The following is a 23,758-nucleotide window of genomic DNA, read 5'->3' as shown; positions in this document are numbered from 1 at the left end:
AGGCCGCGGAGGCGGTTACGCGGGCGTGGCGGGCGGGGTCTGCGCGGTCACCGGGCTGATCATGGTCAGGGTGAGGACAGGAGCGCTGAGCGGCCGGCCGGCCGGCAGCCGACGGCTGAGGCGGGGCTTCGAGGTCGCGCTGGTTGTGTCGTTGACGATCTGGACCGTGCTCCTGCCGGGCGACGTCACCTGGCAGATCAGGCTCGTCAACCTCCTGTGCGTGGCGGCGGTCGCGGTGCGGTGGGTCAACCCGGTGTTCGCCGCGTTCCTCCTGAGCTTCACCCTGCTCTACACCCAGGTGGGCGACCCGCTGGCCGCGCAGACCGTCGCCTACCTGTTCGTGGTGCCGGCGCTGACCTCGCGCCAGAGGTTCGGCCCGCTGTTGTGGGTGACCCTGGCGACGGTGGTGATCAGCTACGCCCAGCCGTGGGACCTGGAGTGGTACGCCGTTGATCCGGTGTACCGCACGCTGTATTGCGTGATGCTGGCGGCGGCGGTCTGCTCGTTCGGCTTCCTGCAGCGGGCGATGCGGTCACGCAAGCGCCTGATGGTGCGCGAGCACAGGGAACGCGAGGCCCGCGCCCGCGTGGAGGACCGGGCCCGGCTGTCGGAGGAACTGCACGACGCGATCGGGCACGAGCTGAGCCTCATCGCGGTCCTGGCGGCGACGCTGCCGCTGACCGGCGGCGACCAGCGCACGGCCGACCAGATCGCCTCGCTGGCCCGCAACGGTCTGGCCGAGCTCCGGCAGATCGTCGCGATCCTCGGCGACAAGGCGTCGGGGCAGGCGGGGGAGCTGTTCAGCCTCCGGACGCTGCCGGCGCTGATCGCGCGGGTCGAGGACACCACCGGCACCACGGTCCGCCTCGACGACCGGGTGGATCCGGAGGTCGTGCTGCCGCCGGAGGTGGGACGGCTCGCCTACCGGGTCATCCAGGAGAGCCTCACCAACGCCGTGAAGTACGCCCCCGGCGCCCCCGTGACCGTCAGCCTGGACGGCACGGCGGAGCGGCTCACGGTGGCGGTGGTCAACGACCGCCCCAGCCGCGCGCCGATCGCGCTGCCATCCGGCCAGCGCGGCCTCACGCATCTGGCCGACCGGGTGGAACGGCTGCGCGGATCCCTCACCGCTCGGCCGGACGCCCACGGCGGCTTCGCGGTCGCCGCGCGGTTCCCCCTGAGCTGAGGGCTACCGCTTGCTGGTCGAGGTGACCCGCTTGAGCGCCCGCTCCCACTCCGTGCCGAAGGGGTTGTCGTTGATCATGTAGGTCCACGTCGCGCTGGGCCGCTTGAGCTCCGGCGCCGGCGCCTCGAAGGAGTCGAGCGACCGGCGCTCGATCTCCGCCATCAGCTGCTTGTACTCCGCGACCGCCTCGCGGTGGAACTCGTCCAGCGGACTCATGCGCCCCAGAGCCCGCAGGTGGATGCCCTCGCGCAGGTCGGTGAGGAAGGCCAGGTGCTCGGTCCAGCACCGGTCGAGGTGGTAGAGCACGATCTGCCTGGCCGTCTCGTCGCGGGTGGCCTCGGGCAGGGCCGCCCAGCGCTCAGGGTCGGCCTCGGACAGGGCCACGGAGGCCGAGTCGCCGTGCAGGGCCTTGTCGCGCCACTCCATGACCAGCTCGCGCTGGTGCTCCAGCAGCCTGGTGTAGCGCCAGGTGTTGCGGTGGATCTCGAGGTTGACGCCCTCGGCGACCCGCTGGGCGTGGCCGACGAGGTAGGCGCCGCGGCGGTGCCGTACGAGACCGTCGGGGTCGGCGGCGGGCGGACGCTCGTCGGGGACGAACTGGGTGAGCAGCTCGTCCTCCATGCTGACGAAGAAGACCGAGCCGCCGGGGTCGCCCTGACGGCCGGCGCGGCCGCGGAGCTGGTCGTCGAGGCGGCTGGATGAGTGGCGTCCCGAACCGATCACGTAGAGGCCGCCGAGCTCGGCGACGCCGTCGCCGAGGCGGATGTCGGTGCCGCGGCCGGCCATCTGCGTCGAGACGGTGATGGCGCCGCGCTCGCCTGCCCTGGCGATGATCGAGGCCTCTTCGGCGTCGTTCTTGGCGTTGAGGACGACCGGTTCGAGCTTGCGGCGCTGCAGCAGGTGGGCCAGGTGCTCGGACTCGGCGACGTCGAGGGTGCCGATGAGGATCGGGCGGCCGCTCTCGTGCACCTCCTGGATCTCCTCGACCAGCGCGGCGATCTTGTCGGGCACGGTCGGGTAGATGCGGTCGGCGAAGTCGTCGCGGACGCAGGGGCGGTTGGGCGGGATGACGGCGACCTTGAGGCCGTAGAACTCGCCGAGCTGCTCGCTGACCGCGACAGCCGTACCCGTCATGCCGCAGACCTGCGGGTAACGCTTGATCAGCCCTTGGACGCTGATCTGGTCGAGGATCTCGCCCTTCTCGGTGGGGTCGAGCGCCTCCTTGGCCTCGACCGCGGCCTGGAGCCCGTCGGGCCAGCGCTGCAGCAGGGCGACCCGGCCGCGCGAGGGGTTGATCAGCTGGACCCTGCCGTCGCGCACGATGTAGTCGACGTCGCGGGTGAGCAGGGCGTGGGCGTGCAGGGCGAGGTTGACCTCGATCAGGGTGCCCGGCTCGTTCTCGTCGTAGAGGTCGATGCCGAGGATGTTCTCGACGCTGGCGGCGCCCTTGGTGGTCAGGTAGGCGTTGCGGCCCTGCTCGTCGATCTCGTAGTGGTAGCCGCGCACGAGGGTGCGGACCAGGGCGGCGAGCTCGGGGATGGTGCTGCCGGGGTCGGCGGCGCCGGCGAGCACGAGCGGCACGCGGGCCTCGTCGACGAGCACGGAGTCGGCCTCGTCGACGAGCGCGACCTCGGGCGCGGGGACGATGATCTGCGCCGGGGAGGTGGCCAGGCGGTCGCGCAGGACGTCGAAGCCGATCTCGCTGACCGAGCCGTAGAGCACGTCGCAGGCGTAGGCCGACCTGCGCTCGTCGTGCGGGGTGTTCTGGTCGATGTAGCCGACCGTGACGCCGAGGGCTTCGTACAGCGGGGCCATCCACTCGGCGTCGCGCTTGGCCAGGTAGTCGTTGACCGAGATCACGTGGACACGCCTGCCCTGCAGGGCGTAGCCGGCGGCGGCCATGGCGCCGGACAGGGTCTTGCCCTCGCCGGTGACCATCTCGGCGACATGGCCTTCGAGCAGGGCCAGGGTGCCGATCAGCTGCACGTCGTACGGCCTGAGGCCGAGGGTGCGGTCGGCGGCCTCCCGAGCGATGGCACAAAAGCCCGCCAGGTCTGACATGTCGGGCTTGTCGTCCGGTGAGACCTCGCGCTTGTCGGCCGCATGAACGACCTTCTTGTACGCGGAGAGGTTCACTCCTCCCGGACGATCCAAGAGATTGCGGAAAAGCCCGGAAATCCTGGCCCTGTTGCCGGTCACAGTCCCTCCAACGACAAGAACGCCGGGCCTGTTCCTCGTGGGACCGGCATAGGTCCGGTACGGCAGGCGCCGCCGTACCGGACACTAGCTCACCTTTGACCCTGCACGGTCAACACCACGACGGAGGCGAGCAGCACGGCACCTCCCATCGCGGACAGGAGCGTCAGCGGCTCGCCCAGCAGGAGCGTTCCCAGCGCGGCCGCGCCCACCGCCTCGCCCAGGGACAAGATCGCGGCGGTCGACGCCTTGACGGTGGTCAGCGCCCTGAAGAACAACGCGTAGGCGAGAGCCGTCGGCACCGCGCCCAGGTAGAGCAGCAACGCGACCGTCTCCGGGGTGAAGTGGGGCAGGGTCGCGAACGGCGCCAGGCACAACGCCCCGACCGCGAAGGCGCCCGCGGTGGTTGTGGCCGGATCGTTGTGTTGCCCCGCGGACTTCGTGTACAGCGTCACCGCCGCGTACCCGGCCGCCGACAACAACGCCAGGGCGATGCCCAGCGGGGTGCTCGTCCCGGTCTGCTCGGCCGTCAGCATGACCAGCCCCGACAGGGCGGCGGGCAGGGCGATCAGCCCCGGCCCGCCGAGGCGCTCGCCGAGGAACACGCGGCTGCCCGCGGCGGCGAACAACGTGGTCGCGCCCATGGTGACGACGGTGGCGACGGCGACGCCCGACTCGGCGATCGCGCCGAAGTAAGCGGTCTGGTAGATCGCCATTCCGGCGCCGACGACGAGCGTGTGGCGGAGCGTGCGGCCTGACCGAGCGCCGGCCGTGCCGCTTCTTACGGCGACGGTCGTTCCGCTTCTTGCGGCGCCGGTCGTGCCGCTTCTTACGGCAGCGCCCGCGCCGGTCGCGAGGAGGCGGGTGGCCAGGAGCAGGAAGCCCGCGCCCAGCAGGTAACGCCAGAACGAGGCGCCGACGGCGTCGAGGCCGCCGTGCTCGAACAGCAGCTTTCCCGCGGCGCCGCCGGTGCCCCAGGCGGCAGCGGCGACGCAGATGTAGAGCGCGCCACGGCGCGCGGTAAGGGATGACAAGGAGATCTCTCCGGAAGAGTGGTTGGAGGAAGGGCCTGAACGAGGGCAGGCGGCAACCACTCACGGACCCGCGGTCCGCTACGAGGGGCGCCCGCTAGGCGGCGGGCGGAGGAGAGATCAGGTAATACGACGGCACCGGCTCAGAATAGCGAGGAAACGTACCTGACATCGGATGACAGGTATGCCCGGCACGATGACATCCATGACAGCAACGCTCATCGCCTTCACCATCGACTGCTCCGAGCCCGCCAAGCTCGCCGACTTCTACGCCAAGGTCCTCGGCTGGGAGGTGACCTACGCCGAGGAGGAGTACGCGGCCATCGGCGACGGGAAGACCAGCATCTACTTCGGGCGGGTGGCCGACCGGAAGCCTGTCGAGTGGCCGAGTCCGGACAAGCAGTTCCACATCGATCTCCGCGTGCCGGACGTGGAGCGGGCGGTCCAGGAATACATCGATCTGGGCGCTACCAGGCCCGACTTCCAGCCCGGTGAGGGAAAATGGGTCGTGATGCAGGACCCGCAGGGCCACCTTTTCTGCGTCTGCCCCGAGAGATCAGCCTAAAGTCTGATCTAACGACCTTGCTGGGCGAATAGTCTGTATCAATGCTCTTGGACCTCTGCGGGCGCCCATGACCTGGGTAGGCCTGGTGATCGCCCTGCTCGGGGCCCTCGGATACGCGCTCGGCGCGGCATTGCAACAGTACGAAGCCGTGGCGGAGGGCGCTTCGTTCTCGCTGATGAAGCGCCCGCGCTGGTGGATCGGCGGCATCATCGGCTTCACCGGCGCGTGCCTGCACGCGGTGGCGCTCAGCTTCGCACCGCTGGTCGCGGTGCAGCCCATCAGCGTGGCCACGCTGGTGTTCGCCGTCCCCCTGGCCGCCTTCATGTACGGCCGCAAGCCGTACAAGGCGGAGATCTTCGGATCCATCGCCGTGGCCGTCGGCCTGCTCTGGCTCATGCTGCTGGTGCCCGAGCACAACGTGAAACCGAGCCTGTCGACCCCCGCCGCACTCGTGTTCGTCGGCGTGATCGGCACCATCGTGCTGATCACCCACCTGGCCTCCAGACGGGCCAGCGGCCCGGCGAAGGCGCTCCTGCTGTCGATCGGCGCGGGCGCCACGACGGCCAGCGTCTCCACCTTCGTCCGCGTCGTCGGCGGCGGCATGGACGGCGACTTCGGCAAGCTGCTGCACTGGTTCACGCTGGCCATCCCGGTGCTGCTCATCTGCGCCGTGATGCTGCTGCAGCACTCCTACGCCGTCGGCTACTTCGGCATCGCCTACGCGGGTGTGCAGGTCGTTGACCCGATCACCAGCGTGCTCGCCGGAGCCATCATGCTCGGCGAGCCCCTGCCGACCAGCCCCGGCACCGCCATCCCCGCGATCGCCGCCGCGGCGCTGACCATCGCCGGCACGATCACACTCGGGCGCCTGGCTCCCGACCACTCCAAGAAGCCTCCGGCGGCTCCCATCCCAGCACCTGTGCCTGCGACCGCAGCAGCAGATCTGGACTGAGCTTCCCGCCGAGCCGTACACCCAGATTCCTCAGGCGTACGGCCAGCGGATTGGTCAGGGAGACCGTCCGGTTGATCGCCGCCGACCTGGCCACGATCATCGCGGTGCGCTCCAGCCTGGCCCGCGTGTAGGCCTCCAGATCGGGCGCCGTCGCCGCCAGGACGACGGCGTCCTCGATCGCCTGGCAGGCGCCCTGGCCGAGGTTGGGCGTCATGGGGTGCGCGGCGTCGCCCAGCAGGGCCACCCTGCCGTGGTGCATCGCCGGCAGGGGCTTCTCGAGGTAGTAGACGTCGTTCCTGAGCACCTTCTCCGCGCCCTGGAGCAGCTCGGGGATGGGGTCGTGCCAGGAACCGAAGCGCTTGATCAGCTCGGCCTTCTCGTCGGCGAACGTGCTGCCCGCGGGGACGACGTCGGTGGCGTAGATGTAGACCTCGGGGCCGGCCAGGGGCATGACGCCGAAGGCGAGGCCCCTGCCCCAGGTCTCGTGGGTCTGCTCGACGCCCCCGGTCTTGGGCACGATCGCCCGCCACGCCGTCACGCCCGCGTAGATCGGGGCGGGGTGGTGGGGGAAGAGCGCCTTGCGGGTGGCCGAGTGAATACCGTCGGCGGCCACCACGAGATCGGCACCGTAGCGCTCGGCCGGATCCCCCGCGCCCGCTTCTACTCCCAGGCGGAGCGCGCCCTTCGGTAGCCGTTCCACCAGGAGTTCCGTCAGCGTCGCCCGCTTGAGGAGCACGACCGAGTCGCCGAACGTGGCCACCGCCCTGTCATTCGTGGTGCGCATCAGCCACTTCCCGTCGGAGCTGCGTATCCCGGCGGTGCCCTGGATCGCCGAGAGCTTGCGCACCTCGTCGCCGACCCCGATCACGTCGAGGGCCTTCAGCGCGTTGGCGGCGATCGCCAGCCCGGAACCCACCGGCTCCAGCTGTGGCGCGCGCTCCAGGACCTCGACCTCCCAGCCCTTCCTGTGCAACGCGATGGCGGCGGTCAGCCCGCCGATGCCTGCTCCGATCACTACCGCACGCATGCCCACTCCTCCAGGGAAACTACACTTGTAGTTCGAGACTACACCTGTAGTATGCCGCTGTGAAGCGATCGGAAGTCGTCGCGGAAGCGGCCATCACCGTCCTGGCCGATCACGGAATGCGCGGGCTCACCCATCGCGCCGTCGACGAGGCCGCGGGGCTTCCCACGGGCTCCACCTCCAACCTGGCTCGCAGCCGGGCGGCACTCCTGGAGCTCACGCTGGTGCACCTGACCGCGCTGGAGGAGCGGGCGCTGGCGGAGGCTCTCGGCGCCGGCGGGTCGGAGCTGGCGGAGCTGATGGCGGCGGCGCTGCTGGTGCAGATCAGGGACCGGCGGCGCACACTGGCCCGTTACGAGCTGGCGCTGGAGGCCAACCGGCGGCCCGAGCTGCGGGCCGTCTACAACCGGGTGGGGGCGCGCTTCCGGGACCCGGGGGTGGTGATGCTGGCTGCGATGGGGTCGGCGGACCCGGTGCGGCACGCGCGCCAGCTGGTGGCCTTCGGGGAGGGGCTGATGTTCGACACACTGGTGGGGGCGGGATCCGAGCCGTCGTTCGAGGAACTGCGGGACGGGATCGAGGAACTGATCGCGGGCATGCTCGCTGACGGCTGACGGCTGACGGCTGACGGCTGACGGCTGACGGGAGCGCCGACGCCGGGTCCCTGCCCGGCGCCAGAGCCCCCAGCCGCTGAGCACCGCCCGCAGGGGCGTTCCCGAGCCCTGTTACCTGCCCGTAAGGCGGGCCCGGTGTTGCGGCCACTCCTCGCGCAGGATCCCGAAGCACACCGTGTCACGCCAGCTGCCGTCCGGGCGCGGCCGGTGGCGGCGCAGGGTCGCCTCGTGCACCCCGCCGATCCGCGCGATGGCCCGCTGCGACCGCACGTTCCGGTCATCGGTCTTCAACAGCACCCTGTTGTGCTCATGCCCCCCGAAAACGTGGTCGATCAGCAGCACCTTGCACGACGTGTTCACCGCCGTCCGCCAGTACGCCCTGCCGTACCACGTCCACCCGATCTCGACGCTCAGATCGAACCCGGGCACGTCGCAGAAGGACGTCGACCCGACGGCCCGCCCGTCGTGGATCACGGCGTACGGCACGCGCGCCGGGTTGTCGACGAGCGAGCGCACGATGCGCTCCATGTCGTCCTCGGTGCGAGGGGTGGCGGCGGGCATCCACTGCCACAGCTCGTCGTCCTTGCCGCTGGCGGAGAAGAGGTCGGCGACGTGATCGAGGGAGAGCGGTTCGAGCCGGACGACGGTGTCGGCGAGGATGGCGGGCGTGGGGAGGGCGAGGGTCATGACCGGCCCCGGCTGACCAGGCGGGTGCGGTGGGCTGGCGTGGGCGGGGCGAGGGTCATGACCGGCCCCCGTCCGGCCATGCGGGCGGCCAGGCGGGCGCGGTGGGCTGGCGTGGGGAGGGCGACAGTCATGACCGGCCCCGTCCGGCCATGCGGGCGGCGAGGCGGGCGCGGTGGGCGGGCCATTCCTCGCGCAGGATGCCGAAGCAGGCCGAGTCTCGCCAGGTGCCGTCGGGCCGGAGCCGGTGGCGTCGCAGGGTGCCCTCGTGCACGCCGCCGATGCGGGCGATGGCCTGCTGGGAGCGCGTGTTGAGGTGGTCGGTCTTGAACATCACGCGGTTGTAGTCGTGGGCGTCGAAGGCGTGGTCGACGAGCAGGATCTTGCACGAGGTGTTGACGGCGGTCCGCCACACGGCCCTGCCGTACCAGGTGAAGCCGATCTCGACGCTCAGGTCCCACCCGGGGACGTTCCAGTAGGAGGTGGAGCCGACGGCGCGCCCGTCGTGCACGACCGCGAAGGAGACGCATTCGGGGTTGGCGAGCAGGCCGGTGACGATGCGGGCGATCTGGTTCTCGTTCTGGGGGGTGGGGACGGGCATCCAGCGCCACACCTCGTCGTCCTTGCCGCTGGCGGCGAACAGGTCGGGGACGTGGTCGCCGGTGAGGGGTTCGAGGCGGACCACCGTGTCGGAGAGCACGGTGGGTGAGGGCATGGTCGCTGTCATGGGCACGAGGGTAGTGGCGGGGTGGTCTGCCGAGCATGGCCACAAGCAGCCGTTTCTCAGGGACCACTATTCGAAGGCGAACATGCGTTCACCAGCGGCGAGAGGGCCTGGGGTGCCGGTGAAGCGGTGCGCGCCCACGCCGTAGGGAGCGTCGGACGGCGACATCCACTGCTCTTCGAAGCCCTGCTCCTCGAACCAGGAGCGGATCGACGGGACGAGGTCGGGGGAGCGGCGGTGGCGGGTCCAGACGACGATGCCGCCGGTGGCGGTCAGGCGGGCGGCGTAGGCGACGGTGCGCTCGACGTCGGCGTCGGTGATGTTGCCGAAGATGCCGCACAGCAGCACCAGGCCGGCGGGCGCCAGGTCGAGGTAGTGGTCGGTGAGCGCGGCGTCGGCGGTGACGACCTCGACCTCGGGCAGGCCGAAGGCGCGGGCGGCGTCGCCGTTGGCGGGGTCGAGCTCGACCAGGCGGGCGCGGACGTCGACGCGGCGGGGGTGGTGGGCCAGGACGGGCAGCAGGTCGCGGCCCTGCCCGGCACACAGGCTGATGATCGTCAGCGGGCCGGGCGGGGCGGTGTCGAGCGCCTGGCGGATGCGGTCCTGCACGACCTGCAGGCGCTGGGCCAGGGGGGAGCCGGGACGGTCGTAGTCGGCGTGCCATGTCTGCCAGTCCATGCCGCGTGACCTTACCGGCGGCCACCGACAGGCCGGGTCGTGCTGCGTGATCCTATTGGCGGGCGCCGGCGAGCCGGGTGCGGTGGGCGGGCCATTCCTCGCGCAGGATGCCGAAGTAGACCGAGTCCCGCCAGGTGCCGTCGGGGCGGACGCGGTGGCGTCGCAGGGTGCCCTCGTGCACGGCTCCGAGGCGGGCGATGGCCTGCTGGGAGCGGGTGTTGAGGTTGTCGGTCTTCAGCACGACCCGGTTGTAGTCGTGGGCGTCGAAGGCGTGGTCGAGGAGCAGGATCTTGCTGGCGGTGTTGACGGCCGTCCGCCAGTACGCCCTGCCGTACCAGGTGAAGCCGATCTCGACGCTCTGCGCGTATCCGGGAACGTTCACATACGAGGTCCAGCCGATGGCGCGGCCGTCGTGGACGACGGCGAAGGGCGTGTATTCGGGGCCGTCGATCAGGCGCAGCGCCAGGGTGGTGAGGTCTTCCTTGGTGTGCGGTGTGGGCCTGAGCCAGCGCCACACCTCGTCGTCCCCGCCGCCGGCCTCGAAGAGGTCGGGCACGTGGTTCTCGGAGAGCGGCTCCAGCCGTACGACACCGTCCGCGAGAACCGTGGCGCGGGGGAGTGTTGCGGTCATGCGCGGAGCATAGTAGCGCCCTCCTTTATCTATGTATGTCGGTATTTGACAGAGTCGACAGGCATACCGACCGGTCGGTAGTCTCGCGGCATGGACTTCGCCTTCGACAGCGTCACCGAGGACCTGCGCGAGCGCCTGCTGCGCTTCATGGACGAGTGCGTCTACCCAGCCGAGGCAGCCTTCCACGAGCAGGCGGACGAGAGCGGGTGGAGCCCGCCGCCACTGCTGGAGGACCTCAAGGACGAGGCGAGGAAGCGGGGCCTGTGGAACCTGTTCCTGCCGGGTGACCACGGCGCGGGCCTGACGAACCTGCAGTACGCGCCGCTGGCCGAGATCATGGGCCGCTCGCCGAGCATCGCCCCGGCCGCGACCAACTGCGCCGCGCCCGACACCGGCAACATGGAGGTGCTCTCCATGTTCGGCAGCGAGTGGCAGCGCAAGGAGTGGCTCGCGCCGCTGCTCGACGGCGAGATCCGCTCGGCCTTCGCGATGACCGAGCCCGATGTGGCCTCCTCCGACGCCACCAACATCGCCACCTCGATCGTCAGGGACGGCGACGAGTACGTGATCAACGGCCGCAAGTGGTTCATCTCCGGCGCGATGAACCCCAGCTGCAAGATCTTCATCGTCATGGGCAAGACCGACCCCGAGGCCCCGAGTCACCGGCAGCAGAGCATGATCCTGGTGCCGCGCGACACGCCCGGGATGACGATCAAGCGCGGCATGACGGTCTTCGGCTACACCGACGGCGACCACGGCGGGCACGCCGAGGTGATCTTCGAGGACGTGCGGGTCCCGGCCGACAACCTGATCGGCGAGGAGGGCGGCGGCTTCGCCATCGCCCAGGCCCGCCTCGGTCCCGGCCGCATCCACCACTGCATGCGCCTCATCGGCATGGCCGAGCGCGCCATCGAGATGATGTGCAAGCGCGCGCTGAGCCGTACGACGTTCGGCAAGCCCGTCGCCCAGCAGGGCGTCGTGCAGGACTGGATCGCCGAGTCCCGCGTCAGGGTCGAGCAGCTGCGCCTGCTGACCCTCAAGGCCGCCTGGCTCATGGACACCGTCGGCAACCGCGGCGCCCACACCGAGATCCAGGCCATCAAGATCGCCGCTCCGCTGACGGTGGAGTGGATCCTCGACAAGGCCGTCCAGGTGCACGGCGCGGGCGGCGTGTCCCAGGACTTCCCGCTGGCCGGGCTCTGGGCGCACGCGCGCACGCTGCGCCTGGCCGACGGGCCCGACGAGGTGCACAAGAGGTCACTCGCCTACCGGGAGCTGAAGAAGTGGATGTAGTCGACGATTTCCTGAGGGATCATTCCGCCGACGACCGGCTGGAGTTCCTCCGCGCCCGTTTCGACGCCGGGCTGGCCTGGGTGCACTTCCCCGAAGGGCTGGGCGGCCGGGGCTGGTCGCGCGACCAGCAGCAGGAGGTCGACGAGGCGTTCAAGGGCACGCCGCAGCTCGACTTCGGCGTGCAGGCGATCGGCCTGGGCATGGCCGCGCCCACGATCCTCGCCTTCGGCACCGAGGAGCAGAAGCGACGTTTCCTGCGGCCGCTGTGGACGGGCGAGGAGATCTGGTGCCAGCTGTTCAGCGAGCCCGGCGCCGGCTCCGACCTGGCCACGCTGGCCACCAGGGCGGTCAGGGACGGCGACGAGTGGATCGTCGACGGCCAGAAGGTCTGGACCTCGGGCGCCCACCACGCCCGCTGGGCCATCCTGGTCGCCAGGACCGATCCCGACGTCCCCAAGCACCGCGGCCTGACCTACTTCGTCTGCGACATGCACGCCCCCGGCGTCGAGGTGCGCCCGCTGCGCCAGATCACCGGTGAGGCCGAGTTCAACGAGGTCTTCCTGACCGGCGTGCGGCTCGGCGACGACCTGCGCCTGGGCCAGGTCGGCGACGGCTGGCGGGTCGCGCAGACCACGCTGATGAACGAGCGCGTCGCGATCGGCGGCAATCCGGTACGGCGCGGCGGCGGCATGATGGGCCCCGTGCTCGACGCCTGGCGCGAGCACCCCGAGCACCGCAGCCACGACCTGCAGCAGCGCCTGCTGAAGATCTGGGTGGAGGCCGAGGTCACGAGGCTGTCGGGCGTACGGCTGCGCGAGCAGCTCGCGGTCGGCCAGCCGGGCCCTGAGGGCTCGGGCATGAAGCTGAGCTTCGCCAAGCTCAACCAGGAGCTGTCCGGCATCGAGGTCGAGCTCAACCGCGACCTGGGCTACGACGACTGGAGCTTCCGCCGTTCCGAGAGCGTCGACTTCTTCGGACGCGGGCCCGGCTACCGCTACCTGCGCGCCAAGGGCAACTCCATCGAGGGCGGCACCTCGGAGATCCTGCGCAACATCGTCTCTGAGCGGGTGCTCGGGCTGCCGAGCGAGCCCCGCGTCGACAAGGACGTGCCGTGGAAGGACCTGCCCCGATGACCCTGCTCTACAGCCCGGACGAGGAAGACCTGCGCTCGGCCGTACGGGATCTGCTGAAGGACCGGTGCACCGACGTCCTGGCGCGGGTCGAGACGGCCCAGCCCTACGACCTGGACCTGTGGAAGACGCTCTCGCGCGAGATCGGGGTCGCGGGCCTGCTGATCCCCGAGGAGCACGGCGGCGCCGGCGCGACGCCGCGCGAGGCGGGCGTGGTGCTGGAGGAGCTGGGCCGGTTCGTCGCGCCCGTTCCCTTCTTCACCAGCTCGGTGCTGGCCACCAAGGCGCTGCTGGAGGTGGGCGCGGGTGAGCTGCTGGAGCGGCTGGCGGCCGGCGAGGCGACCGCGGCGCTCGCGGTGCCGTTCAGCGCCTCGCCGTACCGGATCCCGTCCGGCACGGCGAACGTGGCGGGCGCGGACGTCGCCGACATCGTGCTCGTGGTCGAGGACGGCGTGCTCTACCAGGTGTCCGACGCCCGCGTGGAGCTGGTGTCGTCGCTCGACATGACCAGGCCTGTCGGGACCGTGTCGTACGGCTCGGGCGACAAGGTCAGGCTCGGCGAGGTCGACCTGCCCGAGGTGCTCGGCTTCGGCGCCGCGCTGCTCGCCTCCGAGCAGCTGGGTGTGGCCGAGTGGTGCCTGCAGACGACGCTCGACTACGTCAAGACGCGCTACCAGTTCGCCCGCCCGGTCGGCTCCTTCCAGGCGATCAAGCACCGGCTGGCCGACCTCTGGCTCGACGTGGTGCGGGCGCGTGCCGCGGCGAGGAACGCGGTGTCGGAGCTGTCGCCGATCGCGACGGCCACGGCGCAGGCGTGGAACGCGGACGTGGCCGTGCACGTGGCAGAGGACGCGGTCCAGCTGCACGGCGGCATCGGGATGACCTGGGAGCACCCCGTGCATCTCTACCTCAAGCGCGCCAAGGCCACCCAGATCGCGCTGGGCACGCCCGGCGACCACCGCGAGGCGCTGGCTAGTCTCGTGGGGCTAGAGATGTGAGCAGCAGGTCGGCGAAGTGAGCACCCACCTGGGCGCCGGTCAGCGGCCCGTCCGCGTGGTACCACGTGCCCAGGTGGTGCACGGAGCCGAAGAAGTAGTCGACGACGATCTCGGCGGGGATGTCGTCGCGGAAGACGCCCTCGCGCTGTCCCTCCGTCACGAGCGCGCGGAAACGTTCGTGGTAGCGGCGGCGCTCGGCGCGCACGGTCTTCTGGGTCTGCGGCGCGAGCAGGTGCATGGACCGGAAGAAGATCTTCGAGTCGTCCAGGTACTCCGTGGTGGTCTCGACCACGTCGGCGGCGGCTCTGTGGAGGCGCTCGGCGACGGGGCCCGACTCGTCGGCGATCTGGGTGAGCCTGCCCATCTGCATGCGAAGCAGGCGAGCGTAGACTTCGTGCAGCAGGTCATCCTTGGAATCGAAGTAGTGGTACATGGCGCCCTTGGTGACGCCGGCCGCGACCACGATCTCCTGGACCGAGGTGCTCTCGAATCCCTGCTTCGCGAACAGGCGGGTGGCCTCGCTGAGCAGTCTCTGGCGTACCGGTTCTTCCTTCACGCCTCCCGAGCATACCGACTGGTCGGTTGAATGGAATCGGGTTGGTGCTATTTCCGTAACCCCCTGCACGTGGGAGGCTGGGAGCGGGTACCCCTTGGACCGGCGAGGGATCTCCGGCGTGGTAGATCCAGGCATTACCTACTCATTCGGGGAGTTTGGCATGCCCGGTGGCTCGATCTACGTGCAGCGGGACGAGAAGTTCACGGGCTCCTCAGCCCAGTGGTACTACGAGAAGTACTGGCACGAGGACGCCAAGACCAGACAGCGCGCCCGCGTCGCGAAGGCGGCGGCGGGCTTCGTCGCCGGCTTCCTGCTGGCGCTCCGCTTCGACCTCATCCCGGCGGCTCTGTACGGCTTCGCCCTCGCGGGCGTCGTCGCGGCCGTCGACTGGTACCTGTCCTGGCGTTCCTTCCGCTCCACGGCGGTGTGGAGGGGCCGCCGCAGGGGCGAGTCGATCACCGGCAAACTGCTGCGGCGCGCGCTGCGCCGTACCGGGCACAGGGTGCTCGACGGACGCGCCATCCGCGGGATGGCCTCCATCGACCACCTGGTCATCGGGCCGGGCGGCCTGTGGATCGTCGACAACGAGTCGTGGGCGCCCGACACCGAGATCGCCACGTACGGCGGGCGGCTGTTCTTCGGCGAGAAGTACGGCACCAGCGTGGCCAGGCCGCTCGTCGAGACGGCCAACGCCTTCGCCGACCTGCTGTCCCGCGAGACCGGGATCAAGGTCGCGATCAGCCCGATCCTGGCCGTGCACTGCGGCCAGCTGCCGCGCGGCGGCCTGGTCGCCGCCGAGGGCGTGACCGTCACCAGGCCGGGACGCGTGTCCTCGCTCGTGCGGCGCACGGTCACCCAGGTGCTGACACCGCAGCAGATCGAGGTGCTGGCCCGTACGGCGGCGCGGGAGCTGCAGCGGGTCGGCTAAGGGCTGAGCGGCAGGTTGATGACCACCGCGCTGAGGCTCGCCAGCGCGGCCACGACCGCCAGCCAGAACCCCCAGCGGATCAGCCGGTACTTTCGCGTGGCGATCCGGCTGAGCCGCAGGAGCTGGTGGGTGACGCGCTCGAGGTCGAGTTCGGCCGACTGGCGCAGCGCGGTGGTCACGTCGTCGACGGTCCTGAAGTGCGACACGTCGTGGAAGTACATGATCCTGCCGCTGTTGTTGCGCCGGTCGAGCCGGGGATAGACGGCACCCGACAACACGCCGACCGAGGCGAGCGCGGCCACCACCCCGGCCCACCACAACCACTCGACGGAGTCGGCGAGGTCCTGCGGCTTCCAGCTGCCCGCCAGCAGGCCGCCGGCGATCGCGCCCAGGCCGATGCCGACCACGCCGAGGAGCACCTGGGCCTTGGAGTCGGCCTTGTTCAGCTCCTCGCGGGCCTCGCTGAGCAGCTTGGAGCCGTAGGCCACGGCCTGGGCCTGCCTGAGCTGGGCCGGATCAGGTCCTGGCCGGCGTAACCACCACATGGGATCAGTTTAGATCTTCGATGAACTCCGCCAGCTGGGCCACGTTGCGACACTCCCGCATCGGCACGATCGCGCCGTAGCCGGAGGCGACGGAGTCGCCGGTGTCCCACTGGGCGCGCGGCTCGGGGTTGAGCCAGTGGGCGTGCCGGGCCCTGCCCGCCAGCCGCTTGAGCGTGTCGGCGGCCGGCGGCTGGTAGTTGGACCGGGCGTCGCCGAGGATCAGCAGCGAGGTCCTAGGCCCGATCGCGTCGCCGTACTTCTCCGCGAACCGCTCGAAGGCGTGGCCGTAGTTGGTCCTGCCGAAGCGGGTCATGTCGGCCTCGCTCGCCAGGCGGGTGACCGCGTCGAGGAAGTCGGCCCCCGGCGCGAAGAAGCGGGTGATCTCGTCGACCGTGTCGACGAAGCCGAAGGCCCGCACCTTGGTGAACTGTTCCTTGAGCGCGTAGGTGAGCAGCAGGGTGAAGTGGGCGAAGCTGGAGACCGAGTCGCTGGTGTCGCAGAGCACGACGAGCTCGGGCTTGTGGGGGCGGGGCGGCTTGAAGTGCGTGGTGAGCGGGACCCCTCCGGTCTGCAGGGAGGCGCGCACGGTCCTCCTGAAGTCGAGGCGGCCCTGCTTGCCGTGCCGGTGCTTGATCGCCAGCCTGGTGGCCAGGCGCCTGGCCAGGGGGTAGACCTCCCGGCGCAGGTCGGAGAGATCCTGCTTGGTGGCCCTGAGGAAGTCGATCTGGTCGAGCGGGGGGCGGACCGCCGACTTGGCGATCTTCTCGATGCCGGAGTCCTCGGCGATCCTGCGCCGCACGTCGGAGGCGACCTCGGTCTCGAACTGCCGGATCTTGGCCGAGATGTGGGTACGCGCCCGCTTCTCGTGCAGGGTGCCGCGCTCGATGCCCTCCAGCAGCCTGGCGATGAGCGTCTCGGGCGACAGGGCGCGCATCACGCTGTAGGAGAACCAGTTCTGCCGGCCGGGACCGGCGGGCTGGCGGCCGTACCGCTCGACCATCGCCCTGGCGAACTGCCGCATCTCCTCGTCGCCGCCGTTGGCCAGCAGCCTGGCCAGCTCGTCGCGCAACTGCTGGGGAGTCGCCTCCTGCAGGTCGTCGCGCGGCGCGCCGTACAGCCCGCTGGTCGACGGCGGGAACCACAGATCGAACAGCACGTCGAAGCCGGGCCGGTACGACGGCTTCTTGACCAGCGTCGCCGCGTAGGTGGCCTTCAGCAGCTCGCGGTCGCCCATCTCGATGACGCGCAGCGCGGCGGCCGCGTCGAGCCCCTCGGCCACCGACACCGGGATGCCCGCGCCGCGCAACGCGTGCAGGAACCCCACGTGCCGGTCGACCAGGCTCACTCTCACTTGAGCCCCAGTTCCTTGACCGCCCGGTCCTGGTCGGAGGCGTGCTTGAGCACGACGCCGAGCGTCTGGCCGATGGTCTCCTCGTCGAGGTCGTCCTTGCCCAGCGCGAGCAGGGTCCTGGCCCAGTCGATCGTCTCGGCCACCGACGGCGCCTTCTTCAGCTCCATCGCCCGCAGCGTCGCCACCGTCCTGGCCAGCTGCTCGGCCAGGTCCTGGCGGATCGTGGGCACCTGGCTGAGCACGATGTCGCGCTCGCGCTCCGGCGTCGGGTACTCGATGTGGAGGTAGAGGCAGCGCCGCTTGAGCGCCTCCGACAGCTCGCGGGTCGCGTTGGAGGTGAGGATGACGTACGGCCGGCGCGCCGCCTCGATCGTGCCCAGTTCTGGGATCGTCACCTGGAAGTCCGACAGCAGCTCCAGCAGGAGCCCCTCCACCTCGACGTCGGCCTTGTCGGTCTCGTCGATGAGCAGGACCGTGGGCTCGGTGCTCCTGATGGCCTTGAGCAGCGGCCGCTCGAGCAGGAACTCCTCGGTGAAGATGTCGTCGTCGGCGCTGGTGGCCTGGATGCGCAGGAGCTGCTTCTTGTAGTTCCACTCGTACAGGGCCCTGGCCTCGTCGAGGCCCTCGTAGCACTGGAGCCTGATCAGCCGCGCCCCCGTGGCCTGCGCCACGGCCTTGGCCAGCTGGGTCTTGCCCACACCCGCCGGGCCTTCCGTCAGCAGCGGCTTGCCCAGGGCGGCAGCCAGGAAGACGCTCGTGGCGATCGCGTCGTCGGAGAGGTAGCCGGCGGCGCTCAGGCGCTCGCTCACGTCGGCGGGCGAGTTGAACATCCACGCTCCTTGGTGTCGGTATCAAACCGAATTTTATTCTGCCATTGAGGCCACCGATTCGGCCAGCCGCTCCTCGGCCCACGCCGCCCATTCCTGCCGCACCCGCACATGGCGCAGCCCGAGCTCGAAGGCCAGCCTGCCGTGCTCAGGCACCAGCCGTTCCACGGCCTCCAGCTCGGCCAGCTCCTTGGCGGCCAGCTCGGCCTGGTGCCGCAGGTACGCGCGAGCCTCGGCCGGCTCGACCTGGCCGAGGAAACACAGCCGGAGCAACATCTCGCTCCGGGCGCCGCGCGACGGCCCGGACAGCAGCCACGCACGCAGCTCGGCCCGCCCGGCGTCGGTGATGGAGTACTCCTTGCGGCCGCGGCCGCCGGAGGCGCTGACGCGGACCAGCCCGGCGTCGGCGAGCCTGGACAGCTCGCCGTACAGCTGGCTCTGCGTGGCCGGCCAGACGGTGCGCAGCGAGTCGTCGAACAGCTTCATCAGGTCGTAGCCGCTGCCGGGCTCCCGCGCGAGGAGCCCGAGCACGGCATGTCGAAGGCTCATGTCACCTGCCACCGGAAAGGGGAAGGCCCGGGCCCGGGGGGAGGGCCCGGGCCTTCCGGGGTGGGAAAGAAGGATCAGGAGACCGGCTGCAAGGTCCGGCAGGGCGCGTGCAGCGCGTCGGCGCAGACACGATGAAGGCTTCCCCGGTGGAAGACCAGGGGGCCCGAATCGCCTTCGCCGGTGGTCAGCGCGGTGACGCGGGCGAGGGCGAGCTCGTGGTCACCGACGACGTGGCTGGCCTCCAGGACGCAGTCGATCCACGCCAGCGCCCCGGTGATCGCGGGATGCCCGCCGCCCTTGAGCGACCAGTCCACCCCGGCGAACCGGTCGGCGCCCTTGGTGGCGAACGACCGGCAGACCTCCGCCTGCCCGACGCTCAGCAGGCTGATGGTGAAGGAGCCAGCCTCACGGATGTGCGGCCAGGTCGAGGAGGTGTGGGCGGCGCAGAAGGACACGATGGGCGGGTCGAGCGAGACCGAGGTGAAGGAGTTGACCGTGAACCCGTGCGGCTCGCCGCCCGACATCGCGGCGATCACGACCACCCCGGTCGGGTAGTGACCCAGCACCCTGCGCATCGTCAAGTTATCGATCATCTCTCACCGGCTCTCCCACGCACTCTTGAGCCGGTCGAGGTGCCGCAGGCCGTCCAGCACGAGATCGGTGTCGGGAACGAAGTCGATCAGGCAGCCGATCTCGTCGACGCCGATGCTCTCCAGGGACTCCAGCACGGCCAGCCCGTCCTCGACGGTGCCGAACAGGCCACCGGTGTCGAAGTAGCGGTCGAAGGAGACCTCCAGGAGGAACTCCAGGTCCTCGGGATCCATCGACTCGGCGTCCAGCCCCGGCATCAGCTCCTGGGCGGCCTTCAGGACCAGCCCGATCGAGCTGCGCAGGTAGTCGGTGAACGGGCCGTGCACGATCTCCCGCACGCGGGCCCGGTCCTCGCCGATGAAGGTGTGCAGCATCAGCACCACATGACCGTTGCCGCCGTGGCCGGCGGCGAAGCGCGCCCGGTAGTCGGCCACCTTGCCCGCCAGCTCGTCAACGCTCTGGCCGAGCAGATGGGTGAGGATGCCGACGCCCAGCTCGCCCGCCTGGCGGAACGTCTCGGGACTGCCCGAACTCGTCAGCCACGTCGGCAGCTCGGGCTGGATCGGCGCCGGATGGGTCCGGATCTTGACCGGCTCGCCGGTGCCGTCGCCGAGCTCGACCGACTCCTGGCGCCACAGCCGGCGCACGGTGTCGATCGTGTCGGCCGTCACCTGCCGGCGGTCGGCGTAGTTCTCGGGCCGCAGGGCGAAGTCGACCGCGTGCCAGCCGGGAGCGAAGGAGATGCCGGCGCGACCACCCGACAGGTTGTCCACCACCGCCCACTCCTCGGCGATCCGTGCCGGGTGGTGCAGGGGAGCCACGACGCTGCCGGCGCGGATCGCGACGTTGCTGGTGACCGCGGCGATGGCCGCGGCGGTGACGGCGGGATTCGGATAACGGCCGCCGAATTCATGGAAATGCCGTTCCGGCGTCCACACCGCAGAGAAACCGTGGGTGTCGGCGAAACGGGCACCTTCCAGCAGCAGCCGGTACGGGTCGGTCCCGGCTCTTGCCTCGTCAGCGAAATAGAAAAGGCCAAAGTCCAACGGTCTCTCCTCACGTGCTGCTCGAAATATGGACGAGCGGCTCCATTGTTCGCCCGATCGGAGAGAGCGAGTAACCCCTAGAATCCACTACCCAGGCAGAATGGTGCGGAGCGCGGGACCCCTGGCCCGGGGTTTCCATTCCCGCGGATAGCCGACGGAGACCTCCTCGAAACGCACCCCGTCGTAAACCGTGCTGCGCGGAATGTGCAGGTGGCCGTAGACCATGGCGGCGGCGCCGTACTTCACATGCCAGTCGGCGGTCCGCTCGGTGCCGCACCACAGTGCGAACTCCGGATGCCTCAGCACGCGGGTGGGCTCGCGCACCAGCGGATAGTGGTTGACCAGGACCGTCGGCAGGCCGTCGGGCAGGGCGGCCAGCCGGGCGGCCGTCTGCGCGACCCGGGCCTCGCACCAGGCGTCACGGGTCGGGTAGGGGTCGGGGTGCAGGAGGAACTCGTCGGTGCAGACGACGCCCGCCTCGTAGGCCTGCTCCAGCGCCGCCTCCCTGGTCGTGGCGCCGGGCATGCGGAAGCTGTAGTCGTACAGCAGGAACAGCGGCGCGATCGTCACCGGCCCGCCCTCGCCCCGCCAGACCGGGTAGGGGTCCTCCGGCGTGACGATGCCCAGGTCGCGGCAGCGGTCCACGAGGTGCAGGTAGCGGGCCTCGCCACGCAGACGCACCGGATCGTCGGCCGGGGTCCACAACTCGTGGTTGCCCGGCACCCACACGACCTTGGCGAAACGCTCGCTGAGCAGGCGTAGCGCCCACAGCACGTCACTCATGAACTCGCCCACGTCGCCGGCCACCAGCAGCCAGTCGTCGTCGGAACCCGGGCGCAGCTCCGCCACGAACCGCCGGTTCTCGGGGTGGCGCACGTGCAGATCGCTGATGGCCAGCAGCCTCGGCGAGGGGCTCATGCACTGATCATAGGCAGCTTCCCGGCGCGCGAGGGCCACCCGTAGGGGCCATTCCGCCGCAGGTTAAGGGGCGGTCCCCGGTAGCTGCCCCGCCACCCACCGGGTTGAAATGAGCCTTGACTGAGTGGGGCATCGGCACACGTGGCTTTTCGAATCCGCCCGCTTGTTAGCCGAGAGGAAATATTGACGTGACGCTGACTACAGAACGCGGTCTTGAAACGCCTCTCTCGATGCGGGAGAGAGTCTCCGAGCTCGGCATGCTCAAGGACCAGGCGCGCGGCGGTGACCTGCAATCGGCCACGAAACAACAACAAGCCAAAGGCAAACTCACCGTCGACGAACGGCTGGACCTCCTTTTCGACCCCGGCAGTTTCACCGAGATCGAGCAGCTGCGCAGGCACCGGGCCACCGGCTTCGGCCTGGAGAACCGCAGGCCGTACAGCGACGGGGTGGTGGCCGGCTGGGGCACGGTCCACGGCCGCACCGTCTTCGCCTACGCCCACGACTTCCGGATCTTCGGTGGCTCGCTTGGCGAGGCGCACGCCCAGAAGATCCACAAGCTGATGGACCTCGCGGCGGCCACGGGAGCCCCGCTCGTCAGCCTCAGCGACGGGGCCGGCGCGCGCATCCAGGAGGGCGTGACCGCCCTGGCCGGCTACGGCGGCATCTTCCAGCGCAACGTCCGGGCCTCAGGGGTCATCCCCCAGATCAGCGTGATGCTCGGCCCCTGCGCCGGCGGCGCCACCTACTCCCCGGCCCTCACCGACTTCACGTTCATGGTCGACGGGATCGCGCAGATGTACATCACCGGCCCGAGCGTGGTCGAGGCGGTGACCGGCGAGAAGATCAGCCATGACGGGCTGGGCGGAGCCCAGGTGCACGGCACGGTCTCCGGAGCCGCCGGGTTCGTCTACGCCGACGAGGCCGACTGCCTCGACGCGGTCCGCTACCTGCTGTCGCTGCTGCCGGCCAACAATCGCGAGGCCGCGCCGTACCTGCCGGCGGGCGACCCGGCCGACCGCCGCTGCGACGCGCTCCTCGACATCGTGCCCGTCGAGCTGAACCGCTCCTACGACATCCGCGAGGTGATCAGGGAGATCGCCGACCTGGGCGACTTCTTCGAGGTGCACGCCCTGTGGGCCACCAACGTCATCTGCGCCCTGGCCAGGATCGACGGCCACGTGGTCGGGATCGTGGCCAACCAGCCGTGCTCCCTGGCCGGCGCGCTGGACATCGACGCCTCCGAGAAGGCCGCCAGGTTCGTGCAGTTCTGCGACGCCTTCAGCATCCCGCTGGTCACCCTTGTCGACGTGCCAGGCTTCCTGCCCGGCAAGGACCAGGAGCACGCCGGCATCATCCGTCACGGGGCCAAGCTGCTCTACGCGTACTGCAACGCCACCGTGCCCCGCATCCAGGTCATCCTGCGCAAGGCGTACGGCGGCGCGTACATCGTCATGGACTCCCGCTCCATCGGCGCGGACCTGTCCTTCGCCTGGCCGACCAACGAGATCGCGGTGATGGGCGCCGAGGGCGCGGCGAACGTCGTCTTCCGCAAGGAGATCGCCGCCGCCGACGACCCCGAGGCCATGCGCGCCGAGATGATCAGCCGCTACCGGCAGGAGCTCATGCACGCCTACTACGCCGCCGAGCGAGGCCTGGTCGACGACGTCATCGACCCCGCCGACACCCGGGCCGTGCTGGCCCGCTCGCTGGCCATGCTGCGCGCCAAGAGCGCGAGAACGCCCTACCGCAAGCACGGAAACCTGCCGCTGTGATGTCCGGCGACGAGCAGGTCAGGGTGCGGTTCGTCGGCGGCGATCCGGCCCCGGAAGAGATCGCCGCGGTCATGGCGGCGCTGGCCAGGACCCTGGCGGCGAAGGCCGGCCAGGACGACGACGCTCCGGCTCGACTGCCCGCCTGGGACGAGCCGAGAGCCTTCGAAGCGCCGAATTCATGGTCTTCACGGTGAATCGGCAGAAGGAGTACAAGTGATCACCGATACCGGGATGTGGCTGCGCCGGTTCCAGAGCGCGCCGCCGTCCTCCACCCGACTGATCTGCTTCCCGCACGCGGGAGGCTCGGCGTCCTACTTCCACCCCGTCGCCAGGCAGCTGTCGGCGGTCATGGACGTGCTGGCCGTGCAGTACCCCGGCCGGCAGGAACGCCGCCACGAACGGTGCATCGACGACATCGCGACCCTGGCCGACCAGCTGACCGGGGAACTCCTCCCGCTCGCCGACCTGCCGATGGCCTTCTTCGGCCACAGCATGGGCGCCGTCGTCGCGTTCGAGGTGTCGAGGAGGCTGCTGACCCACGGCGTCTCCCCGGTGACGCTCTTCGCCTCCGGACGCCGCGCCCCCTCCACCACGCGCAACGAGACTGTGCACAAGGAAGGCGACCAGGCGCTCCTGGCCGAGGTGCGGCGCCTCGGCGGAACCGACCTGCGGATGCTCAACGACCCGGAGGTCGTGAGCATGATCCTGCCGTCGCTGCGCGGCGACTACACCGCGATCATGACCTACCGGTGCTCGCCCGGCATCAAGATCGACGCGCCGATCGTCGCGTTGGTCGGCGACAACGACCCCCACGTCTCCCTGGACGAGGCGATCCGCTGGAAGGAACACACCAGCGGCGCCTTCGACATGCAGGTCTTCAGCGGGGGCCACTTCTACCTGAACAACCACGCCCTTGCGGTGATGAACATCATCACCGAACGCATCACCAGCGCGTAGATCCTCAAC

Annotated in this window: 27 protein-coding genes; 11 read left to right on the top strand and 16 right to left on the bottom strand. The window is 70.2% G+C overall.

From position 1 onward, the window contains the following. Positions 1-25: 25 nt before the first annotated feature. Positions 26-1,186 carry a sensor histidine kinase gene (locus tag ACIBH1_RS15590; protein ID WP_397314409.1) on the top strand — a complete coding sequence of 387 codons (1,161 nt, stop codon included), beginning with the start codon at positions 26-28 and terminating at the stop codon, positions 1,184-1,186. A 3-nt stretch (positions 1,187-1,189) separates the two neighbouring features. Here ACIBH1_RS15590 and secA2 read toward each other — a convergent pair whose 3' ends face one another. Continuing rightward, entirely contained in the window at positions 1,190-3,322 is a 2,133-nt protein-coding gene (secA2, locus tag ACIBH1_RS15585) for an accessory Sec system translocase SecA2 (RefSeq protein WP_397314408.1), read from the bottom strand. 152 nt (positions 3,323-3,474) lie between these two features. Next, positions 3,475-4,416: a DMT family transporter gene (locus tag ACIBH1_RS15580; protein WP_397314407.1), complete on the bottom strand. Its 942-nt coding sequence runs from the start codon at positions 4,414-4,416 to the stop codon at positions 3,475-3,477. 202 nt (positions 4,417-4,618) lie between these two features. Between ACIBH1_RS15580 and ACIBH1_RS15575 the strand changes: the two genes are divergently transcribed. Continuing rightward, on the top strand, positions 4,619-4,978 hold the full coding sequence (locus ACIBH1_RS15575) for a VOC family protein (protein WP_397314405.1): 360 nt from the start codon (positions 4,619-4,621) through the stop codon (positions 4,976-4,978). Positions 4,979-5,045: 67 nt separating this feature from the next. Next, positions 5,046-5,930: a DMT family transporter gene (locus ACIBH1_RS15570; protein ID WP_397314404.1), complete on the top strand. Its 885-nt coding sequence runs from the start codon at positions 5,046-5,048 to the stop codon at positions 5,928-5,930. On the opposite strand, the gene ACIBH1_RS15565 is transcribed toward ACIBH1_RS15570, so the two are convergent. Next, positions 5,833-6,957: an FAD-dependent monooxygenase gene (locus tag ACIBH1_RS15565; RefSeq protein WP_397314403.1), complete on the bottom strand. Its 1,125-nt coding sequence runs from the start codon at positions 6,955-6,957 to the stop codon at positions 5,833-5,835. The genes ACIBH1_RS15570 and ACIBH1_RS15565 overlap by 98 nt on opposite strands. Positions 6,958-7,016: 59 nt before the next feature. On the opposite strand from ACIBH1_RS15565, the gene ACIBH1_RS15560 reads away from it, so the two are divergent. Further along, positions 7,017-7,568 (top strand): TetR/AcrR family transcriptional regulator, encoded by a 552-nt coding sequence (locus ACIBH1_RS15560; protein WP_397314402.1) that lies wholly within the window; start codon positions 7,017-7,019, stop codon positions 7,566-7,568. A 111-nt stretch (positions 7,569-7,679) separates the two neighbouring features. On the opposite strand, the gene ACIBH1_RS15555 is transcribed toward ACIBH1_RS15560, so the two are convergent. The 5 genes from ACIBH1_RS15555 to ACIBH1_RS15535 all read right to left on the bottom strand — a co-directional run bounded on the left by ACIBH1_RS15555 (position 7,680) and on the right by ACIBH1_RS15535 (position 10,285). After that, a complete protein-coding gene (locus tag ACIBH1_RS15555) occupies positions 7,680-8,255 on the bottom strand; it encodes a GNAT family N-acetyltransferase (RefSeq protein ID WP_397314401.1) in 576 nt (191 codons plus the stop codon). Continuing rightward, positions 8,252-8,386 (bottom strand): hypothetical protein, encoded by a 135-nt coding sequence (locus ACIBH1_RS15550; protein WP_397314400.1) that lies wholly within the window; start codon positions 8,384-8,386, stop codon positions 8,252-8,254. Before ACIBH1_RS15550 ends, ACIBH1_RS15555 begins: the two co-directional genes overlap by 4 nt. Then, positions 8,383-8,979, bottom strand: coding sequence for a GNAT family N-acetyltransferase (locus tag ACIBH1_RS15545; protein WP_397314399.1), 597 nt, complete (start codon positions 8,977-8,979; stop codon positions 8,383-8,385). Before ACIBH1_RS15545 ends, ACIBH1_RS15550 begins: the two co-directional genes overlap by 4 nt. Before the next feature lie 66 nt (positions 8,980-9,045). Next, entirely contained in the window at positions 9,046-9,654 is a 609-nt protein-coding gene (locus ACIBH1_RS15540; RefSeq protein WP_397314398.1) for an SAM-dependent methyltransferase, read from the bottom strand. Positions 9,655-9,706: 52 nt separating this feature from the next. After that, a complete protein-coding gene (locus tag ACIBH1_RS15535) occupies positions 9,707-10,285 on the bottom strand; it encodes a GNAT family N-acetyltransferase (RefSeq protein ID WP_397314397.1) in 579 nt (192 codons plus the stop codon). Between the two features lie 90 nt (positions 10,286-10,375). Between ACIBH1_RS15535 and ACIBH1_RS15530 the strand changes: the two genes are divergently transcribed. The 3 genes from ACIBH1_RS15530 to ACIBH1_RS15520 are packed head-to-tail and all read left to right on the top strand — an operon-like array spanning position 10,376 to position 13,706. Continuing rightward, entirely contained in the window at positions 10,376-11,578 is a 1,203-nt protein-coding gene (locus ACIBH1_RS15530) for an acyl-CoA dehydrogenase family protein (RefSeq protein WP_397314396.1), read from the top strand. Further along, the gene (locus tag ACIBH1_RS15525; protein WP_397314395.1) at positions 11,569-12,711 is read left to right on the top strand and encodes an acyl-CoA dehydrogenase family protein; all 1,143 of its coding nucleotides are present in this window, start codon (positions 11,569-11,571) and stop codon (positions 12,709-12,711) included. Before ACIBH1_RS15530 ends, ACIBH1_RS15525 begins: the two co-directional genes overlap by 10 nt. Then, on the top strand, positions 12,690-13,706 hold the full coding sequence (locus ACIBH1_RS15520) for an acyl-CoA dehydrogenase family protein (RefSeq protein WP_397314393.1): 1,017 nt from the start codon (positions 12,690-12,692) through the stop codon (positions 13,704-13,706). Before ACIBH1_RS15525 ends, ACIBH1_RS15520 begins: the two co-directional genes overlap by 22 nt. Here ACIBH1_RS15520 and ACIBH1_RS15515 read toward each other — a convergent pair. Continuing rightward, the gene (locus ACIBH1_RS15515) at positions 13,681-14,262 is read right to left on the bottom strand and encodes a TetR/AcrR family transcriptional regulator (RefSeq protein WP_397314392.1); all 582 of its coding nucleotides are present in this window, start codon (positions 14,260-14,262) and stop codon (positions 13,681-13,683) included. The genes ACIBH1_RS15520 and ACIBH1_RS15515 overlap by 26 nt on opposite strands. A gap of 160 nt (positions 14,263-14,422) precedes the next feature. On the opposite strand from ACIBH1_RS15515, the gene ACIBH1_RS15510 reads away from it, so the two are divergent. Further along, positions 14,423-15,190, top strand: coding sequence for a nuclease-related domain-containing protein (locus tag ACIBH1_RS15510; RefSeq protein WP_397314391.1), 768 nt, complete (start codon positions 14,423-14,425; stop codon positions 15,188-15,190). Here ACIBH1_RS15510 and ACIBH1_RS15505 read toward each other — a convergent pair. The 7 genes from ACIBH1_RS15505 to ACIBH1_RS15475 form a co-directional block, all read right to left on the bottom strand. Beyond that, positions 15,187-15,735, bottom strand: coding sequence for a Pycsar system effector family protein (locus tag ACIBH1_RS15505; RefSeq protein WP_397314390.1), 549 nt, complete (start codon positions 15,733-15,735; stop codon positions 15,187-15,189). The two genes, ACIBH1_RS15510 and ACIBH1_RS15505, sit on opposite strands and share 4 nt — an antisense overlap. A gap of 4 nt (positions 15,736-15,739) precedes the next feature. After that, complete coding sequence (locus tag ACIBH1_RS15500) at positions 15,740-17,086, bottom strand: VWA domain-containing protein (RefSeq protein WP_397314389.1); 1,347 nt, start codon at positions 17,084-17,086, stop codon at positions 15,740-15,742. Further along, positions 17,083-17,916, bottom strand: a complete 834-nt coding sequence (locus ACIBH1_RS15495) for an AAA family ATPase (protein ID WP_397314388.1) — start codon at positions 17,914-17,916, stop codon at positions 17,083-17,085. Before ACIBH1_RS15495 ends, ACIBH1_RS15500 begins: the two co-directional genes overlap by 4 nt. A gap of 33 nt (positions 17,917-17,949) precedes the next feature. Further along, on the bottom strand, positions 17,950-18,462 hold the full coding sequence (locus ACIBH1_RS15490; protein ID WP_397314387.1) for a PadR family transcriptional regulator: 513 nt from the start codon (positions 18,460-18,462) through the stop codon (positions 17,950-17,952). A 74-nt stretch (positions 18,463-18,536) separates the two neighbouring features. Continuing rightward, the gene (locus tag ACIBH1_RS15485; protein WP_397314386.1) at positions 18,537-19,055 is read right to left on the bottom strand and encodes a flavin reductase family protein; all 519 of its coding nucleotides are present in this window, start codon (positions 19,053-19,055) and stop codon (positions 18,537-18,539) included. 3 nt (positions 19,056-19,058) lie between these two features. Further along, the gene (locus ACIBH1_RS15480; protein WP_397314385.1) at positions 19,059-20,099 is read right to left on the bottom strand and encodes a MupA/Atu3671 family FMN-dependent luciferase-like monooxygenase; all 1,041 of its coding nucleotides are present in this window, start codon (positions 20,097-20,099) and stop codon (positions 19,059-19,061) included. 87 nt (positions 20,100-20,186) lie between these two features. After that, entirely contained in the window at positions 20,187-21,017 is an 831-nt protein-coding gene (locus tag ACIBH1_RS15475) for a metallophosphoesterase family protein (RefSeq protein ID WP_397314384.1), read from the bottom strand. A 230-nt stretch (positions 21,018-21,247) separates the two neighbouring features. On the opposite strand from ACIBH1_RS15475, the gene ACIBH1_RS15470 reads away from it, so the two are divergent. Genes ACIBH1_RS15470 through ACIBH1_RS15460 form a run of 3 tightly spaced genes read left to right on the top strand, consistent with a single transcriptional unit; the run spans position 21,248 to position 23,749 of the window. Further along, positions 21,248-22,792 (top strand): acyl-CoA carboxylase subunit beta, encoded by a 1,545-nt coding sequence (locus tag ACIBH1_RS15470; protein WP_397314383.1) that lies wholly within the window; start codon positions 21,248-21,250, stop codon positions 22,790-22,792. Continuing rightward, complete coding sequence (locus tag ACIBH1_RS15465) at positions 22,789-22,986, top strand: acyl-CoA carboxylase epsilon subunit (RefSeq protein WP_397314382.1); 198 nt, start codon at positions 22,789-22,791, stop codon at positions 22,984-22,986. Before ACIBH1_RS15470 ends, ACIBH1_RS15465 begins: the two co-directional genes overlap by 4 nt. 19 nt (positions 22,987-23,005) lie before the next feature. Beyond that, complete coding sequence (locus ACIBH1_RS15460) at positions 23,006-23,749, top strand: thioesterase II family protein (RefSeq protein WP_397314381.1); 744 nt, start codon at positions 23,006-23,008, stop codon at positions 23,747-23,749. Positions 23,750-23,758 lie beyond the last annotated feature (9 nt).

Origin of the sequence: Nonomuraea sp. NPDC050663 (genome assembly GCF_044456985.1) — a bacterium.
Classification (GTDB): domain Bacteria; phylum Actinomycetota; class Actinomycetes; order Streptosporangiales; family Streptosporangiaceae; genus Nonomuraea.
This window is presented reverse-complemented; position numbering and strand designations above follow the sequence as displayed.

Bases quoted from the DNA above. Each gene is read 5' to 3' on its own strand.
- ACIBH1_RS15535 (WP_397314397.1), bottom strand. From the start codon at position 10,285: ATGACCGCAACACTCCCCCGCGCCACGGTTCTCGCGGACGGTGTCGTA.
- ACIBH1_RS15495 (WP_397314388.1), bottom strand. From the start codon at position 17,916: ATGTTCAACTCGCCCGCCGACGTGAGCGAGCGCCTGAGCGCCGCCGGC.
- ACIBH1_RS15575 (WP_397314405.1), top strand. From the start codon at position 4,619: ATGACAGCAACGCTCATCGCCTTCACCATCGACTGCTCCGAGCCCGCC.
- ACIBH1_RS15490 (WP_397314387.1), bottom strand. From the start codon at position 18,462: ATGAGCCTTCGACATGCCGTGCTCGGGCTCCTCGCGCGGGAGCCCGGC.
- ACIBH1_RS15555 (WP_397314401.1), bottom strand. From the start codon at position 8,255: ATGACCCTCGCCCTCCCCACGCCCGCCATCCTCGCCGACACCGTCGTC.
- ACIBH1_RS15485 (WP_397314386.1), bottom strand. From the start codon at position 19,055: ATGATCGATAACTTGACGATGCGCAGGGTGCTGGGTCACTACCCGACC.
- ACIBH1_RS15550 (WP_397314400.1), bottom strand. From the start codon at position 8,386: ATGACTGTCGCCCTCCCCACGCCAGCCCACCGCGCCCGCCTGGCCGCC.
- ACIBH1_RS15545 (WP_397314399.1), bottom strand. From the start codon at position 8,979: ATGACAGCGACCATGCCCTCACCCACCGTGCTCTCCGACACGGTGGTC.
- ACIBH1_RS15565 (WP_397314403.1), bottom strand. From the start codon at position 6,957: ATGCGTGCGGTAGTGATCGGAGCAGGCATCGGCGGGCTGACCGCCGCC.
- ACIBH1_RS15530 (WP_397314396.1), top strand. From the start codon at position 10,376: ATGGACTTCGCCTTCGACAGCGTCACCGAGGACCTGCGCGAGCGCCTG.
- ACIBH1_RS15510 (WP_397314391.1), top strand. From the start codon at position 14,423: ATGCCCGGTGGCTCGATCTACGTGCAGCGGGACGAGAAGTTCACGGGC.
- ACIBH1_RS15475 (WP_397314384.1), bottom strand. From the start codon at position 21,017: ATGAGCCCCTCGCCGAGGCTGCTGGCCATCAGCGATCTGCACGTGCGC.
- ACIBH1_RS15470 (WP_397314383.1), top strand. From the start codon at position 21,248: ATGCGGGAGAGAGTCTCCGAGCTCGGCATGCTCAAGGACCAGGCGCGC.
- ACIBH1_RS15570 (WP_397314404.1), top strand. From the start codon at position 5,046: ATGACCTGGGTAGGCCTGGTGATCGCCCTGCTCGGGGCCCTCGGATAC.
- ACIBH1_RS15540 (WP_397314398.1), bottom strand. From the start codon at position 9,654: ATGGACTGGCAGACATGGCACGCCGACTACGACCGTCCCGGCTCCCCC.
- ACIBH1_RS15505 (WP_397314390.1), bottom strand. From the start codon at position 15,735: ATGTGGTGGTTACGCCGGCCAGGACCTGATCCGGCCCAGCTCAGGCAG.